20 protein-coding genes are annotated in these 15,136 nt (G+C 40.1%); 7 read left to right on the forward strand and 13 right to left on the reverse strand.

Annotated elements, in window-relative coordinates:
- Positions 1 to 2: 2 nt before the first annotated feature.
- The 3 genes from parC to MHH23_RS12190 form a co-directional block, all read right to left on the reverse strand.
- A complete protein-coding gene (gene parC, locus MHH23_RS12180; RefSeq protein ID WP_144665502.1) occupies positions 3 to 2,444 on the reverse strand; it encodes a DNA topoisomerase IV subunit A in 2,442 nt (813 codons plus the stop codon).
- 2 nt (positions 2,445 to 2,446) lie between these two features.
- Positions 2,447 to 4,414: a DNA topoisomerase IV subunit B gene (gene parE, locus MHH23_RS12185; RefSeq protein ID WP_007499323.1), complete on the reverse strand. Its 1,968-nt coding sequence runs from the start codon at positions 4,412 to 4,414 to the stop codon at positions 2,447 to 2,449.
- A 415-nt stretch (positions 4,415 to 4,829) separates the two neighbouring features.
- Positions 4,830 to 5,243, reverse strand: coding sequence for a CoA-binding protein (locus MHH23_RS12190; protein ID WP_268431569.1), 414 nt, complete (start codon positions 5,241 to 5,243; stop codon positions 4,830 to 4,832).
- 154 nt (positions 5,244 to 5,397) lie between these two features.
- Here MHH23_RS12190 and plsY point away from each other — a divergent pair, with 154 nt between their 5' ends.
- Complete coding sequence (gene plsY, locus MHH23_RS12195; protein ID WP_008343794.1) at positions 5,398 to 5,979, forward strand: glycerol-3-phosphate 1-O-acyltransferase PlsY; 582 nt, start codon at positions 5,398 to 5,400, stop codon at positions 5,977 to 5,979.
- 96 nt (positions 5,980 to 6,075) lie between these two features.
- Entirely contained in the window at positions 6,076 to 6,363 is a 288-nt protein-coding gene (locus MHH23_RS12200; protein WP_008343795.1) for a HesB/YadR/YfhF family protein, read from the forward strand.
- Between the two features lie 41 nt (positions 6,364 to 6,404).
- Here MHH23_RS12200 and MHH23_RS12205 read toward each other — a convergent pair whose 3' ends face one another.
- The 7 genes from MHH23_RS12205 to acnA form a co-directional block, all read right to left on the reverse strand.
- Positions 6,405 to 6,713 carry a hypothetical protein gene (locus MHH23_RS12205; protein WP_007499327.1) on the reverse strand — a complete coding sequence of 103 codons (309 nt, stop codon included), beginning with the start codon at positions 6,711 to 6,713 and terminating at the stop codon, positions 6,405 to 6,407.
- A 3-nt stretch (positions 6,714 to 6,716) separates the two neighbouring features.
- Positions 6,717 to 7,139 (reverse strand): acyl-CoA thioesterase, encoded by a 423-nt coding sequence (locus MHH23_RS12210; protein WP_268431570.1) that lies wholly within the window; start codon positions 7,137 to 7,139, stop codon positions 6,717 to 6,719.
- Between the two features lie 103 nt (positions 7,140 to 7,242).
- Positions 7,243 to 7,485 carry a small acid-soluble spore protein Tlp gene (gene tlp / locus MHH23_RS12215; RefSeq protein WP_268431571.1) on the reverse strand — a complete coding sequence of 81 codons (243 nt, stop codon included), beginning with the start codon at positions 7,483 to 7,485 and terminating at the stop codon, positions 7,243 to 7,245.
- Positions 7,486 to 7,500: 15 nt separating this feature from the next.
- Complete coding sequence (locus MHH23_RS12220; protein WP_008357830.1) at positions 7,501 to 7,644, reverse strand: acid-soluble spore protein N; 144 nt, start codon at positions 7,642 to 7,644, stop codon at positions 7,501 to 7,503.
- A gap of 51 nt (positions 7,645 to 7,695) precedes the next feature.
- Positions 7,696 to 7,821, reverse strand: coding sequence for an FbpB family small basic protein (locus tag MHH23_RS12225; protein ID WP_003211002.1), 126 nt, complete (start codon positions 7,819 to 7,821; stop codon positions 7,696 to 7,698).
- Positions 7,822 to 7,897: 76 nt separating this feature from the next.
- Positions 7,898 to 8,401, reverse strand: a complete 504-nt coding sequence (locus tag MHH23_RS12230; RefSeq protein WP_008343807.1) for a TlpA family protein disulfide reductase — start codon at positions 8,399 to 8,401, stop codon at positions 7,898 to 7,900.
- Positions 8,402 to 8,467: 66 nt separating this feature from the next.
- Positions 8,468 to 11,197 carry an aconitate hydratase AcnA gene (gene acnA / locus MHH23_RS12235; protein ID WP_008343808.1) on the reverse strand — a complete coding sequence of 910 codons (2,730 nt, stop codon included), beginning with the start codon at positions 11,195 to 11,197 and terminating at the stop codon, positions 8,468 to 8,470.
- Positions 11,198 to 11,417: 220 nt separating this feature from the next.
- Here acnA and sspO point away from each other — a divergent pair, with 220 nt between their 5' ends.
- From sspO to MHH23_RS12255, 4 genes are all read left to right on the forward strand, one after another.
- Positions 11,418 to 11,564 carry a small acid-soluble spore protein O gene (sspO, locus tag MHH23_RS12240; RefSeq protein WP_017359581.1) on the forward strand — a complete coding sequence of 49 codons (147 nt, stop codon included), beginning with the start codon at positions 11,418 to 11,420 and terminating at the stop codon, positions 11,562 to 11,564.
- Positions 11,565 to 11,581: 17 nt separating this feature from the next.
- Entirely contained in the window at positions 11,582 to 11,728 is a 147-nt protein-coding gene (locus MHH23_RS12245; RefSeq protein WP_058337579.1) for a small acid-soluble spore protein P, read from the forward strand.
- 102 nt (positions 11,729 to 11,830) lie between these two features.
- Entirely contained in the window at positions 11,831 to 12,220 is a 390-nt protein-coding gene (locus tag MHH23_RS12250) for an Hsp20/alpha crystallin family protein (RefSeq protein WP_025207398.1), read from the forward strand.
- Positions 12,221 to 12,479: 259 nt separating this feature from the next.
- On the forward strand, positions 12,480 to 12,908 hold the full coding sequence (locus MHH23_RS12255) for a DUF2621 domain-containing protein (RefSeq protein WP_007499335.1): 429 nt from the start codon (positions 12,480 to 12,482) through the stop codon (positions 12,906 to 12,908).
- 21 nt (positions 12,909 to 12,929) lie between these two features.
- Here the strand turns inward: MHH23_RS12255 and MHH23_RS12260 are convergent, their stop codons facing one another.
- Complete coding sequence (locus tag MHH23_RS12260; RefSeq protein ID WP_039167726.1) at positions 12,930 to 13,412, reverse strand: CcdC family protein; 483 nt, start codon at positions 13,410 to 13,412, stop codon at positions 12,930 to 12,932.
- Positions 13,413 to 13,506: 94 nt separating this feature from the next.
- Positions 13,507 to 14,214, reverse strand: a complete 708-nt coding sequence (locus MHH23_RS12265) for a cytochrome c biogenesis CcdA family protein (RefSeq protein WP_008343813.1) — start codon at positions 14,212 to 14,214, stop codon at positions 13,507 to 13,509.
- A gap of 208 nt (positions 14,215 to 14,422) precedes the next feature.
- On the opposite strand from MHH23_RS12265, the gene MHH23_RS12270 reads away from it, so the two are divergent.
- Complete coding sequence (locus MHH23_RS12270) at positions 14,423 to 14,596, forward strand: aspartyl-phosphate phosphatase Spo0E family protein (protein ID WP_369810454.1); 174 nt, start codon at positions 14,423 to 14,425, stop codon at positions 14,594 to 14,596.
- A gap of 269 nt (positions 14,597 to 14,865) precedes the next feature.
- Here the strand turns inward: MHH23_RS12270 and MHH23_RS12275 are convergent, their stop codons facing one another.
- Positions 14,866 to 15,084, reverse strand: a complete 219-nt coding sequence (locus MHH23_RS12275) for a YneF family protein (protein ID WP_003212379.1) — start codon at positions 15,082 to 15,084, stop codon at positions 14,866 to 14,868.
- Between the last annotated feature and the right edge of the window lie 52 nt (positions 15,085 to 15,136).

The following is a 15,136-nucleotide window of genomic DNA, read 5'->3' on the forward strand; positions in this document are numbered from 1 at the left end:
GCTTATTTATTGTCATCTTGGTCAGATGCAGCAGGTGATAAAAGAACTTGAGTTACTTCTCCCTGCTCTTCCTCATCTAATATAAACGATCCATTGCTATAACGATCATTTGCCCTTAGTGTGGAAATATCGAGCGGGATCGTGGCACCCTTTTCCGTATCAATCTCAAGTGTATCGTGCAGTGAAGCAGCAATCACAGCAACAATTCTGTGAGGGTTTTTCTTTAATTCTCTTAGCATGATGACTCCACGTTTTGCTCTTGATGTCTTATCGAATTCAGAGAGGTTCATCCGCTTCACAGCACCTCTTTGTGTCGTAAGAACAAGCACATTGTTCTTCGGATCAATGATTTGTCCAGAGACCACCTCGTCTCCGTCCTTCAAATTGATGCCTTTCACACCAGCCGCTCTCGGACCGACCACACTCACTTCTTCTTCATCAAACCATAATCCATAGCCATTTTTCGTTGCAATAAACAATTCTTGCTGACCTGTTGTGACATGAACATCTACAAGTTCATCATCACCTTTTAAATTCAAGGCGACAAGCGGTTTTGAATAGCGCTGCGCTTTATATTGGAAAAGCTCTGTTTTCTTCACCATACCGCCTTTTGTGAAGAACAAGAGATACGATGATTCATCGAATTCTTTAATTGGGATCGCTTTTTGAATGGTTTCATCGCGATCAATCGAAATAATATTCGTAATGTGCTGCCCCATGTCTTTCCAGCGTATATCTGGCAACTGATGAACTGGACAGTAAATGTAGCTCCCTTTATTCGTAAATAGCAGAAGAACATCTGTTGTATTCATTTCAAACTGGTGAATCAGTCGGTCTGTATCCTTCATACCGAAGTCCTTACCGTTTGATGCAGCATAGGAGCGCTGGCTCGTCCGTTTGATGTATCCATCCTTTGTGACTGTGACGTACACGTCCTCTGATGCGATCATCACTTCAAGGTTAATCTTAATTTCTTCAATTTTTTCCTCAATGACGGATCGTCTTTCATCAGCATACGTCTTTTTCAACTTCTTCAAGTTGTTCGTAATGACTTTAAACAGCTTCTTCTCATTCGCTAAAATGTCTTCAAGCTCTGCAATTCGCACGTCAAGCTCTCTTGCTTCGTCTCTTAGTTGAGTGATATCTGTATTTGTTAAACGATATAACTGGAGAGAAACAATCGCTTCTGATTGAGCTTCTGTAAAATCATATTTCTCCATCAAATTGTTTTTCGCATCACGCTTATCATTAGACGAACGAATCGTCGCAATGACTTCATCTAAAATGGAAAGAGCTTTAATTAATCCATCTACAATATGATGACGTTCTTTTGCTTTTCGAAGCTCGTATGCTGAGCGGTTCGTCATCACTTCTTTTTGATGAGCAATGTAAGCGTCTAGTACAGTTGTAAGCGTCATTAAAGTCGGTCTTCTGTTATGTATCGCGACCATATTAAAGTTATAAGGGATTTGCAGATCAGAATTTTTATATAAGAAATTCAAGACACCATTCGCATCCGCTTCTTTTTTCAGCTCTACAACAATCCGAAGGCCGGTACGGTCCGTCTCATCCCGAACTTCTGAAATCCCTTCTACTTTTCTTTCAATGCGGAACTCGTCCATCTTTTTGACAAGATTGGCCTTATTCACTTCATAAGGAATTTCTGTGATCACGATTTGCTGGCGTCCACCGCGGATGGTTTCAATCTCCGCTTTTCCGCGAATCATAATCTTTCCTTTTCCTGTTTCATATGCCTTCTTAATACCATCCACACCTTGAATGATCCCGCCTGTTGGGAAATCAGGCCCTTTGATGACTGTCATTAAATCTTCAACCGTACAATGCGGCTGTTCAATTCGCTTAATCACGCCATCAATCACTTCTCCTAGGTGGTGCGGCGGAATATCAGTCGCATAACCGGCTGAAATCCCTGTTGACCCGTTCACAAGAAGGTTGGGAAACATCGCTGGTAAGACAACAGGCTCTTTGCTTGTATCATCAAAGTTTGCGACAAATTCGACCGTCTCCTTGTCGAGGTCTTTTAAAAGCTCTGATGCAATTGCAGAAAGCCTTGCTTCCGTATAACGCATGGCAGCAGGAGGATCTCCGTCGATACTCCCGTTATTTCCATGCATCTCAATCAGCACATTTCGCACTTTCCAATCCTGGCTCATTCTCACCATTGCTTCATAAACAGAAGAATCACCATGCGGATGATAGTTACCAATTACGTTACCGACTGTTTTGGCAGCTTTACGGAAGTTTTTATCTTGTGTATTTCCTTCTGCATACATCGCATATAAAATTCTTCGTTGTACAGGCTTTAATCCATCACGTGCATCTGGAAGTGCACGATCTTGGATAATATATTTACTATAGCGACCAAAACGGTCCCCAATCACTTCTTCTAACGGTAAATCATGAAATCGTTCTTGTTGTGCCATGTTTAAACCTCCTCAGCTAGCGACAAGTTTTCATTTTCAAGAATGTTGCTTTCCTCATCAAGTCCAAAGGCGACATTCTTTTCAATCCATTTACGGCGTGGTTCTACTTTGTCACCCATCAGTGTCGTGACGCGGCGCTCCACCCGTGCAGCATCATCGATCTTCACCCTGACAAGCGTTCTCGACTCTGGATTCATTGTCGTTTCCCATAGCTGGTCGGCATTCATTTCACCTAAACCTTTATAGCGCTGAATCGTATATCCTTTTCCAACTTTCTTTAGTACATCATCCATTTCTTCATCAGACCAAGCATATTCAATGACTTCTTTCTTCCCTGAGCCTTTGCTAACTTTATATAAAGGCGGAAGGGCAATGAATACTTTGCCATGCTCAATCAGCGGCTTCATATAGCGGTAGAAGAATGTAAGCAATAGAACCTGAATATGCGCACCATCTGTATCAGCATCTGTCATAATGACAATTTTGTCATAATTGATGTCTTCTACATTAAAATCGACACCAACCCCGCCGCCAATAGCATGGATAATGGTGTTGATTTCTTCGTTTTTGAAAATATCCGCAAGCTTTGCTTTCTCTGTATTAATGACCTTTCCTCGAAGCGGCAGCACCGCTTGGAATTTCCGATCACGTCCTTGCTTGGCTGATCCACCAGCAGAGTCGCCCTCTACTAGATACAGTTCGTTTCTTGCCGGGTTTCTAGATTGAGCAGGTGTTAATTTTCCGCTGAGTGTTGCTTCAGATTTTTTCCGTTTCTTGCCGCTCCTTGCTTCTTCTCTTGCTTTTCTAGCCGCTTCTCTTGCCTGCTGCGCTTTAATCGCTTTTTTCACAAGCAGTGTCGCCGTTTCGCGGTTTTCTTCAAGAAAATAAGCCAATTTTTCAGAAATCACGGCATCAACAGCTGACCTTGCCTCACTCGTTCCAAGCTTTCCTTTTGTTTGTCCTTCAAATTGAAGAAGTTCTTCAGGAATTCTGACAGAAATAACAGCTGACAGGCCTTCACGAATATCTGTACCTTCTAAATTTTTGTCTTTTTCTTTTAAAAGGGTCACTTTGCGTGCATATTCATTAAAAGCTCTCGTCATGGCCGTTTTTGCACCAGACTCATGCGTACCGCCATCTTTGGTTCTTACGTTATTGACGAACGACAAAATATTTTCTGAATATCCGTCGTTAAATTGAAAGGCAAAATCGACTTCAATGGACTGATGTTCCCCTTCAAACGAAACGACTTCACTAAGTACATCCTTTTCCTCGTTTAAATAAGCAACGAACGCTTCAATACCTGTCTCATAATAAAAGGTTTCCTGTACATCATGGCGCTCATCAATCAGCTCTATTTTTAGCCCTTTTAATAAAAAGGCTGATTCTCTTAAACGCTCTGATAATGTATCAAAATTATAGGTGGTGACACTGAACATCGTTGGATCTGGCTTAAAATGAATCAGTGTACCGGTCTTTTTCGTTTTCCCGATTTTTTCAAGTGATGTGACTGGCTTTCCGCCATGTTCAAAGCGCTGGTGATAAATAAATCCATCGCGTTCTATCGTCACGGTGAGCCACTCTGAAAGTGCGTTCACAACGGACGCCCCAACCCCGTGAAGTCCACCACTTGTTTTATAACCGCCTTGACCAAATTTTCCGCCTGCGTGCAGGACCGTTAAAATGATTTCTGGTGTCGGTTTTCCAAGCTTATGCATACCAGTAGGCATTCCGCGCCCTTTATCTTGGACGGAAATGCTGTTATCTTTATGTATTTTGACAATGATATGATCTCCATGGCCGGCGAGCACTTCATCGACAGAGTTGTCTACAATCTCATAGACAAGGTGATGAAGACCGCGTGAATCCGTCGATCCAATATACATCCCTGGGCGTTTACGGACGGCTTCAAGCCCCTCTAGCACCTGAATAGAATCATCGTTATAATCTACTTGCTGCTTTTTAACCAAATGCTTAATCCCCTTTCACTAACAAACATAACCGGCTAATCATCAATGATCTCTCTAGATTTTAATGATGATCATGCTGCTCATTACTGTCCACTTTAATAAGCTGCATCATCACCATGCATGTGTGATTCAGCGATACATGCTCTTTTGCACGGTTATGAGAATGTTCTACATTCTGCAATCAGAACTAGAAGTCCATTATAAACAAGACTGTTTCATAAGCCAAATGCAATCATATGATGGTTTTAGCAAAACAGAACAAATGTTCTATATTTATCTTATCGCTCTTTTTCTCGATATGCAAGGTTACCGATAGGTCCCTGTCGCCTTATTTTATCGCTTTCTTCTAGAATCGCAAATATATTTCTGCAACAAAAAAGCAAAAATCCTTGAAAAACCAAGGATTTTTGACGATTTAATGAGTTTTTGTCATCGCATGAGCCACTTTGATACATAAGTCCATGATGGCGACCTTGCCATTTTCCTCAATCAGCCTTTTTGCCTCTTCATGATATACGCCTTGCTGCGCCCAAAAAACAGGTGCGTCTATTTCAAGAAATTCTTTCGCCACCTCAGGCAAAAACTCAGAACGTCTAAAGACATTGACGATATCAACAGGCTCTTTTATGTCTTTTAAAGAGGCGACCGCTTTTATCCCAAGTGCTTCATCAATCGTTGGATTGACAGGAATGATGTCATAACCGGCATCTTGCATGGCTTTTGAAACCATATAGGACGTTCGGTGCGGCTGATCTGACAAACCTACAACTGCAATTCGCTTACTGCTTTTTAATATACGCCCAATTTCTTGTTTTGAAGGATGATTCATCCAGACACTCCTTTTCTTCTATTTTAGCGAATTTCTTGTTAAAAACAAAGCTGAATTCATCGGCCATCGTTTTTTTCAAAAAAAGATCGCCATGTTTTTCATAAGATCATGTTAAAATGTAAGACAAGAGGGAGAATATAAAGGAGTTATGCAGATGTTAATTGCTTTGATGTTTATTTTGGCTTATCTTCTCGGCAGTATTCCATCAGGTCTCATTGTCGGGAAAGCTGCAAAGGGAATCGATATCCGTGAACATGGCAGCGGGAACCTAGGTGCGACGAATGCATTCCGTACACTAGGTGTGAAAGCAGGGTCCATCGTTATCACAGCTGATATTTTAAAGGGGACTCTTGCTTCGGCTTTACCGTTTTTCATGCAACTGGACATTCATCCCTTATTAGCAGGAGTTGCTGCTGTTATCGGTCACAGCTTTCCTGTTTTTGCAAAATTTAAAGGGGGAAAAGCGGTCGCTACATCAGGCGGCGTGCTGTTATTTTATGCCCCGTTCTTATTTATCACGATGATCGCTGCTTTTTTCTTATTTTTATACATTAGTAAATATGTTTCATTATCATCTATGCTGACTGGGATCTACACATTCATTTACAGCATATTCACCCAAGATCTATTTTTAATTATTGTTGTTGCTGTTCTTGCTGGCTTTGTGATCTTCAGACACATCGCCAACCTCAAACGAATTCTCAACAAAACTGAACCGAAAATCAAATGGCTTTAGCCGTTTCATCAATTTAAATATGTGGTAAAAGTAAAGAAAAGCTGTTTTTGCATCCTGCATTTAAAAACAGCATGACTTCAAAAAGGGGCGATCACATTGAAATTAACGATAAAAGATGATGCACTCAATTGGTACAAGAATGAACTGGATTTAGAAAAAGGTGATCATGTTCGCTTTTTTGTCAGATATGGCGGGTGCAGTAATGTACAAAAAGGCTTTTCTCTCGGCGTCGCAAAAGATGAACCTCAAAATGCCGGCGCAACCGCTGAAGTAGAAGGCATTACTTTCTTTGTGGAAGAAAGTGATATTTGGTATTTTGACAACCATGATCTGCATATTGATTATAACGAGTCCGTGAAAGAACCAGAATTTCATTATGAATAAACAAAAAAGATACCTCATCCCTCGGGTATCTTTTTTGTTTATCACTCAATATAAAGTCCATACTCCTGAATGTTTCCTAACGACCGCTCTTTTTGTAAAATTCGTTTTTGCGAATCACCGATGAGATCAAAATGAGGAAAACCTTCGCGAACATGGATCCATTCTTTCTTTAATCCATGCTTTTGTCCCCAAGCGATTAATTGTTCTATATCCTGACAGGCTGCCTTTGTGACAGTATTCGCATGCGGAAAACGGTCATCAAGCCAATAGTGTGTCAAAAAGGCCACATTCCCTTGCCGAACAGCTGATTTCCAAGCATTCAAATCTCTTCTTTTAATTCCAAATGCCATGAATCAAACCTGCTTCTTGGACTGTTCGTATACGCTGTGCCATGCAGGGAAAGCTTTTCTAAATTGAATCGGTCTAAAGGTTTCTTTGTCCACACAAATATGTGAGGTGGTCCCTGTAATAGCCGTTTGTCCATCAGGTTTTTGTATTTCATAGCCATACACTGTTTTCACGCCGTTATATTCTTCAATCCATGTGTGAACTGTAGCCGTTTCACCGTACAGTAGTGGTTTCTTATATTGAATCTGAAGATCGACAACAGGTGCAAGGACACCGTCTGCCTCTAACTGGGCATAGGAAAAGCCTAATTCTTTAATTAACGCTGTTCTGCCGACTTCCATCCAAATTAAATAGTTGGCATGATACACAATGCCCATTTGATCTGTTTCTGCATAACGGACTTCTATTTCTTTTTTAGATACATACACGTTTTCATCGCTCTCCTATCAAAACCTAACGTCTCTGACATTTTACCACATTCCAAATGGTTCTTCTAAAAAGAGGCAATAAAATAAACCAGGAATCCCTGGTTTATTCAGTGTAACCGCTCTTTCTTGCTGCTTCCTCGTCCTTTATTTCAGAACGCATTGCGTCAATACTTGTTCTACGGTTTTCATTTTTTTGCTTGATCATCTGCTTTTCTTCCTCTGTTGAAAGACCCATTGCTGCTTCAGATTCATCAATATTTTCAAGTGTGTTTGCGATCATATCCTGCAGCTTCTCAACATTGTCAGAACGATCATCTGGATTGGATTGATATGACTTGTCATTCATCATGCTTCCCTCCTATTATTCGCCCTTCGTCTGTATCACATCTGGCTGTTCATTCGATTTATTATGCATCTTTTTGCCTTTATTTCGTTTGTATGCTACAGGTTTTGTCCCTAAATGGTCTGGTGTAAACTGCGCTTGTTTATCATGCTCTCTACCCATCATTCATCCCTCCCTCTTCTTTAGGATGAACGAAAAAGGACAAATCATAACTTATTTCTGTCTAAATCGCTCTTCCAACTTTTCTTCAAGCTGGTTTAAAAATTCCTCATTGCTTAATAATTCTTTTTTATTTTCAAGCACAAGTTCTTCAAATGTACGGCGCTTTCTTCTTCTCATGTCTATCACCACCTCCACTCTGTTCATACCATTTTCGCCAAAACATTTAGAAAATAAGCAAAAAAGAGCTGAATCATTATAGATCCAGCTCTTTTTCAATTTCTTTTTTTGTGAGCATTTGATGCTTTACAGACAGGATACGCCCTTTTTCATCTAGTATGTATGTCGTCGGATAGGAAAGTACCTGATATCTCGCTTGAATACCTTTTTGATCTAATAAAACAGGAAAACTGACCTTAAGTTCATCAATAAATGAGGCGACGTGATCCACACTCTTTTCAGTGTTCGTCAAATTCACCGCTAGTACCTCAACTTGGTCATTTTCACTTCTAATTGCATCTAGATCTGGCATTTCTGTTCGGCAAGGCTTACACCATGTCGCCCAAAAATTGAGGAGTACTTTTTTCCCTCGATAATCAGATAACGATGCCGTTTTGCCATCAAGGGTTTTGAGCTCAAAATCAGGGGCTTTGTCCCCAGTTTCAAGACCGATGGCAGGTTCTTTTGGTCCGAATACATTCCACGCAAGTAAACCAATCAACACAAGTAAAACAGCGCTTGCCATTCCTTTTTTCCACATGATTGATCCTCCACTATGTTAAAAAAGAAGAGAAAGCTGTCTAAGCGCCTTCTCTTCTTTGCTTTATTAGTTGCTTGCCAATTTTTCACGCAATACCATTTGAAGGATACCACCATGGCGGTAGTAGTCAATTTCGACTTCACTGTCAAAGCGAACAATTACTTCAAATGTTTTCTCGTTGCCATCTGTATCAATTGCTTTTACAGTGACAAGATCACGCGGACGAACTGTTTCATCAACATCTACTTCGAATGTTTCTGTTCCTGTTAGTCCATAAGTTTCTGCACTTTCACCGTCTTTAAACTGTAAAGGAAGTACGCCCATGAAGACAAGGTTACTTCTGTGGATACGCTCAAAGCTTTCCGCTAGAACGAATTTAATTCCAAGAAGATTTGTTCCTTTTGCAGCCCAGTCACGTGAAGAACCCATTCCGTAATCTTTACCTGCTAAGATCGCAAGACCAGTTCCATCTTCTTTATAACGCATGCATGCATCATAAATCGATGTCACTTCACCAGTTGGCCAGTACGTTGTATACCCGCCTTCTGTTCCTGGTGCGATTTGGTTCTTAATACGGATGTTTGCAAAAGTACCTCTCATCATAACATGGTGGTTACCACGGCGAGATCCGTATGAGTTAAAGTCTCTAGGCGATACGCCTCTTTCTTGCAAGTATTTACCTGCAGGTGTGTCTTTACCAATCGCTCCAGCAGGAGAAATATGGTCTGTTGTGACAGAATCACCGAACTTCGCCACTACGCGCAATCCTTTAAGTGGTTCAACTTTACCAGGTTCAACTGATAAGTTTTCGAAGAATGGCGGGTTATCAATGTATGTGGAATTTTCATCCCATTTATACAATGCATCGTCTGTCGTTTTAATTTCATTCCAGCGGTCATTGTTGTCAAAAACAGTTTCATACTCTGAACGGAATAGCTCAGGTGTGACAGTGCTTTTCACGACGCTGTTGATTTCATCCATTGATGGCCAAATGTCATTGAAATAAACGTTCTCGCCATTTTTATCGACACCGATCGGATCTTTTGTTAAATCAATATTCACCGTACCAGCAAGTGCATAAGCCACAACTAATGGTGGAGATGCAAGGTAGTTTCCTTTTACAAGCGGGTGGATACGACCTTCGAAGTTACGGTTACCTGATAAAACAGAAGTGATCAGCAGATCATTTTCAGAGACAGCATCTTCAATTTCTTTTTCAAGCGGTCCTGAGTTTCCGATACAAGTTGTACAGCCATACCCAACGATGTTAAATCCGAGGTCTCTTAAGTATGGAAGAAGTCCTGAGTTCACGAGGTATCCTGTTACAACCTTAGAACCTGGCGCTAGTGACGTTTTCACGTAGTTTGGCACCTTCATGCCAAGCTCACTTGCTTTCTTCGCAACAAGACCTGCTCCGATTAAGACGTATGGGTTCGATGTATTCGTACAGCTCGTAATCGCTGCAATCGCAATCGCACCTGTCTTCATCACAGCTTTTTCACCATTTGCTAGATCAAATTCGATTTGTTTATCTAGCTCTGATTTTTCTAAGCCAAACCCTTGGTTACCAGCTGGGCTTTCGATGTGTTTATGGAACGTCTCTTTCATTTGAGAAAGTGGAATCAAATCTTGTGGACGTTTAGGACCAGATAAGTTTGATTCAATTTGAGAAAGATCAATTTCCACAACATCAGTAAAAATTGGCTCTTCTGCATCTGGCGTATAGAATAAGCCATTTGCGCGAGAATATTCTTCAACGATATTAATTTGCTCTTCATCACGTCCAGTAAGGCGAAGGTAAGCAAGAGCTTCCTCATCTACTGGGAAGAATCCGCAAGTAGCACCGTATTCAGGCGCCATGTTCGCAATTGTTGCACGATCTGCTAACGGCAATTGTGCAACACCAGGTCCGAAGAACTCGACGAACTTGTTCACTACGCCTTTTTCACGTAGAACTTGTGTCACTTTTAATGCAAGGTCAGTTGCAGTCGTTCCGTTTGGAAGCTCTCCAACTAATTTAGCACCAATAACTTCTGGTACTGGGAAGTATGAAGGCTGACCGAGCATTCCAGCTTCTGCTTCGATACCGCCAACGCCCCATCCAAGTACACCGATACCGTTAATCATTGTTGTATGTGAGTCAGTACCAACTAATGTATCTGGGTATGTGATGATCTCGCCATCTTCTTCGATTGCATGAACAACACTTGCAAGATACTCTAAGTTCACTTGGTGAACGATCCCTGTTGCAGGCGGAACAGCTTGATAATTGTTAAACGCTTTCTTTGCCCAGCTAAGGAAGTTATAACGCTCTGCGTTACGTTCGAATTCTAAATCCATGTTAATGTTTAATGCATCTTCAGTTCCAGCTTTATCGACTTGTACAGAGTGGTCAATGACCAGGTCAACTGGAATTTCAGGGTTGATTTTATCTGGGTCTCCGCCCACATCTGCCATTGCTTTTCTTAAAGAAGCAAGGTCAACGACAGCTGGCACACCCGTGAAGTCTTGTAAAATAACACGAGAAGGTTTAAATGGAACATCAATTTCTTTTACCTCGGCAGTTCCCCATTTTGCCAAGTTTTCAACGTGTTCCTTCTTGATCACTCTACCGTCTACTTGGCGAAGCACTGATTCTAAAAGTACCTTAATGGAATAAGGCAGCTTAGAAACATTTCCGATTCCTTGTTTCTCTAGTGCTTCTAACGAATAATAGTGATACGTTTTCCCATTTGTCGAAAACGTTTTTCTAGATTGAAAAGCGTCTTGTTTAGCGACTTGCTGCTGTTTCGACATGTCCAAAATCCCCCTTTTGATGATCAAGATCAATTTCAATTCTCAGAAAAATCGTCGTATTTCACCACAATTTTCTCACAATTTCATCTTAAAACAAATTCATACATAAGTAAATAACAATGCTTTTATTAAATTCAATAAGTTTAGCTTATCATAAGGAAATGATTACTCTTCATAAACTGAGCAGCACGGGTTCATACTAATGCTGAGGTGATAGAACATGACAAAAAGAAAAGCAAATCATGTCATTGACGGCATGAACGCAGCCAAAAGCCAAGGAAATGGTGCAGGCTATATAGAAAATGATCAGCTCGTTTTAACAGAAGAACAAAAGCAAAACAATAAAAAGCGTAAAAAAAACCAATAAGAAAGGAGTGAGAAATGATGACGGACAAAAACACTGGGAAAGACATACGTCAAAACTCTCCTAAAGAGCATCAAGGCGGGCAACCTGAGCCACTATCAGGCAGTAAAAAAGTGAAAAATCGCAACCATACAAGACAAAAGCACAATTCACATCATGATATGTAAACATTTTCTCTAAAGCCCGTGACCAAACGGGATGTTTTAGGTCTTTCACACATTTCAGCTTTTATCATATGATTTATTATGAGATGTGATGGAGGAGTGTTTATGGAGAATGAAAAGCAAGTGAATTCCTCTGATTTTCTTGAAATAGATGATTGGCTGAATGTATTAATGGACGATCCTTTTGCATGGTATGACGAACAGCTCCCAATAGATCTTTATGAAACGAGCCGTGATTATATTATTGAGATCGACCTCTCCACCCTGTCGATCACTGATTTAAAACTGACCTTTTCCGGATGTGAGCTCATCCTCGCTTATTTGATTGATGAAAGAGAACAGCCGATTGAAAAAAGTGTCATGCTCCCTTTTTATTTGAATGACAAAGACATTGATACAGATTACGAAAACAGAATCATATCAATCAAAATCAAAAAGGATGCCCATCGTCAAGACGGAGCATTTTCCTTTCAAATGCCGCACTTCAAACATTAAGAGCCCGCCTGTATACAGGCGGGCTCTCTTCCGTTCGTTTCAAGTCAATACCTTGTGCGAACCACCATGGCCAAATAGTAGAGTCGCTATACAATAATGTATTCCTTTTCTACTAAATGGTTTGGGTCATTCTAGTAAATGGGCGCCTCTTGATCAAAAAAGGCGTTTATAGAGAAAAAACTCATACATTTTTGTTATTTTCTTCTACCTTCCCTTCATGTAAAATAGAGTAGAGAGAAGGGATATAGGGAGTGAGAACATGTTAAGCGGCTGGTTTTTGTGGTTCATTTTATTTTGGGGTACAGTGATGATTGGATTACTAGCAATCGGTGGCTTTTTTATGTTTCGCAAGTTTTTAAAACGATTGCCGAAAGAAGACGGGAAATCTGAGCTTGATTGGCAGGATGAATATATTCAAAAGAGCCTGCACCTATGGCGCGATGAAGACAAACAGCTATTAAATGAGCTAGTATTACCGGTTCCAGAGCTGTTTAGAGATGTCGCCAAAGAAAAAATCGCCGGTAAAATTGGCGAGCTGGCACTTAAAGAACAAGCGGCCAGCATTAATTTAGACTTAATCATTCGCGGCTATATTATCGCTACACCGAAGCGGGATCATAAATTTCTACTAAAGCGCCTTCAAGAAAAAAAGATCGACCATTCACCATATGAATCTTTATTAAAATAACCTCCTTTTTAAAAAGGAGGTTTAATTTATTTGGGCCTGCTGCACATCTAATTGTTTAGACATCTTTCTAAACGACAAATACATCGCAACCCGCCAAGGGACAATCATGCCAAAGGCTAGAATCCAAAACATCCCGCTAAGCGCACCATAATCAATGGAAGAGCTTAAAATCGTCTTCATTCCGATACGAAGGACAAGAAGCCCAATGAGAATAAACACAAATGCTTTTGAACGCTTCAAATAGATTTCATTGCCTCTAATTTCAAATTTCGATGTTTTAATTAAAAAGATAGAGAAAAACATCCCTACAGTAATCGCCTCTAAAAATTCAGCTCCAGTTACTTGAAACATTGGCACAAAAAACATCAGTGCACCAGTGCTCATAAAGATAGGAGGTAAAATAATTTTTTTCGCGGTTGCAGGTTTTGCAGATGATTTAATGCGAATAAACATGACGGCTACCGCCATACATACCGCCACTATAGAAGAAATTATGATCATCATATCAAATCATTCCTTTATTCTTTAAGGTCAGCCTATGTATAATATACTCCAATTGACGAAAAAAAACCATTCGCCGCGACTGTAGAAAACGATTTCAAAAACCAGTAAATCCTCCAAATAATGATGAGAACATAATAATGATCCACGTCAGAAGATCAAAGAACAGCAAGATTCCTACCACGATCATAATAATCCCGCCAGTTTTCATAATGAGCTGCTGACGCTTTCTGATCCAAGCCATTTTTGTGATGAAAAAGGAAAGAACAAAAAATGGGATAGCAAAACCTAATACATACGCAATCATGTAGGTCACAGCGGACTCTGGCTTGTTGCTGGCAAGTGTGATGACAGCTGATAAAATCGGGCCGGTACATGGTGTCCAACCAGCAGCAAAACCCATTCCGATGAGAATCGATCCAAAAAAACCGGCTGGACGATTTTTAAACTGCAACCTCTTTTCTCCCATTAAAAAAGAAGGCTGAAATACACCAAGAATCATAAAGCCAAAGAAAATAATGAGAATGGCACCAATTTGACGAATCGCATCTTGATATTCAATGAAAAACTTCCCAACAAACGATGTCCCAAATCCAATGGCAATAAAAATGAGAGAGAACCCAATTAAAAAGAATAATGTATGAAGAAGACTTCTCCTTCTCAGCATCACCTTCTCAGATTTCACTTCATCTATACTAACGCCCGTAATATAGGATAAAAAGGCTGGATAAAGTGGCAGACAGCACGGTGAGATAAAAGAAAGAAACCCTGCTCCGAACGCTAAAAAGTAATTCAAATCTGACAAAAGAACACCCCCTTCTTACAATATACAATAAGAGATGACAAATTCATTTCATTTTTTTTACATCATCTCAATAAAGATGGTCTAATCTCTTAAAACCTTATATAATTTAATTTGACATCAAGATACCAAACCCTTTAAATTTGAAAATAAACCTTAAAATGGATATAATAGAACCGATTCTTTTTATCAAGATTTGCATGAAAGGAACATGACTTTGGTAAAAACATCATTATTAACTCAAATTGAAGAAAAAAGAGAAGAGTTGATGAAAGTTGTCTTGCATAATGGGATGACATCAACAGTGACCATCGAACATAGCCAGCAGCTAGATCATCTCCTCTTACAATATCAACGACACTTACACTCAAACTCAGCCAACTAATGATATCTCAAGATAGAAACAAATGCCGCACGATTTTAGAAAAGTTGATATGTGTGACAATAAAAGAAACAAAAACCTCTGCTCACAAGGGGTTTTTTGTTTTGTCTTTAACGGACGGTTCACGGCAAAATAAAAACCACTTTCCCTGCTTTATTCATGCAAGTACAGTGGTTTTATGCGTCTGATGAAGGTGACTTCAATAAAGATAGGACATCGCTTGTCCAACCTTTAGGGACCATGTTCCATCTATGATCATAATAACGTACGTATTATTTCGCTTGGTTGTTCATGGCTTTCATCATTTGATTGATTTTCTTTTGGGACGGTTTCATGCCCATTTGCATCATCATCATTCGAAGCATTTGTTCATTAATTGGTGGATTCTTTTTCAAGTAGCTCATCATATACTTACGAGCAATAAAGAATCCGAGTGCAACTCCTGCAAGCAGTGCAACAACGCCTACAAGGATGACAACCCATAAATCCATAATTCTTCCTCCTTCATGTTGTCTCGTATAAAGTGTACTAAACAAAAGGCTA

It is taken from the genome of Bacillus sp. FSL K6-3458 (assembly GCF_038005045.1).
Classification (GTDB): Bacteria; Bacillota; Bacilli; order Bacillales; family Bacillaceae; genus Bacillus; species Bacillus altitudinis.

Coding starts and splice junctions, on each gene's coding strand:
- MHH23_RS12225 (WP_003211002.1), bottom strand. CDS start 7,821: ATGAGAAGAAGAAAGCGCCGTACATTTGAAGAACTTGTGCTTGAAAAT.
- tlp (WP_268431571.1), bottom strand. CDS start 7,485: ATGAATGACAAGTCATATCAATCCAATCCAGATGATCGTTCTGACAAT.
- MHH23_RS12275 (WP_003212379.1), bottom strand. CDS start 15,084: ATGGATTTATGGGTTGTCATCCTTGTAGGCGTTGTTGCACTGCTTGCA.
- parC (WP_144665502.1), bottom strand. CDS start 2,444: ATGGCACAACAAGAACGATTTCATGATTTACCGTTAGAAGAAGTGATT.
- MHH23_RS12220 (WP_008357830.1), bottom strand. CDS start 7,644: ATGGGTAGAGAGCATGATAAACAAGCGCAGTTTACACCAGACCATTTA.
- MHH23_RS12270 (WP_369810454.1), top strand. CDS start 14,423: ATGACTTTGGTAAAAACATCATTATTAACTCAAATTGAAGAAAAAAGA.
- MHH23_RS12190 (WP_268431569.1), bottom strand. CDS start 5,243: ATGAATCATCCTTCAAAACAAGAAATTGGGCGTATATTAAAAAGCAGT.
- MHH23_RS12230 (WP_008343807.1), bottom strand. CDS start 8,401: ATGTGGAAAAAAGGAATGGCAAGCGCTGTTTTACTTGTGTTGATTGGT.
- MHH23_RS12250 (WP_025207398.1), top strand. CDS start 11,831: ATGGAGAATGAAAAGCAAGTGAATTCCTCTGATTTTCTTGAAATAGAT.
- plsY (WP_008343794.1), top strand. CDS start 5,398: ATGTTAATTGCTTTGATGTTTATTTTGGCTTATCTTCTCGGCAGTATT.
- MHH23_RS12205 (WP_007499327.1), bottom strand. CDS start 6,713: ATGGCATTTGGAATTAAAAGAAGAGATTTGAATGCTTGGAAATCAGCT.
- MHH23_RS12255 (WP_007499335.1), top strand. CDS start 12,480: ATGTTAAGCGGCTGGTTTTTGTGGTTCATTTTATTTTGGGGTACAGTG.
- acnA (WP_008343808.1), bottom strand. CDS start 11,197: ATGTCGAAACAGCAGCAAGTCGCTAAACAAGACGCTTTTCAATCTAGA.
- sspO (WP_017359581.1), top strand. CDS start 11,418: ATGACAAAAAGAAAAGCAAATCATGTCATTGACGGCATGAACGCAGCC.
- MHH23_RS12260 (WP_039167726.1), bottom strand. CDS start 13,412: ATGATGATCATAATTTCTTCTATAGTGGCGGTATGTATGGCGGTAGCC.
- MHH23_RS12245 (WP_058337579.1), top strand. CDS start 11,582: ATGACGGACAAAAACACTGGGAAAGACATACGTCAAAACTCTCCTAAA.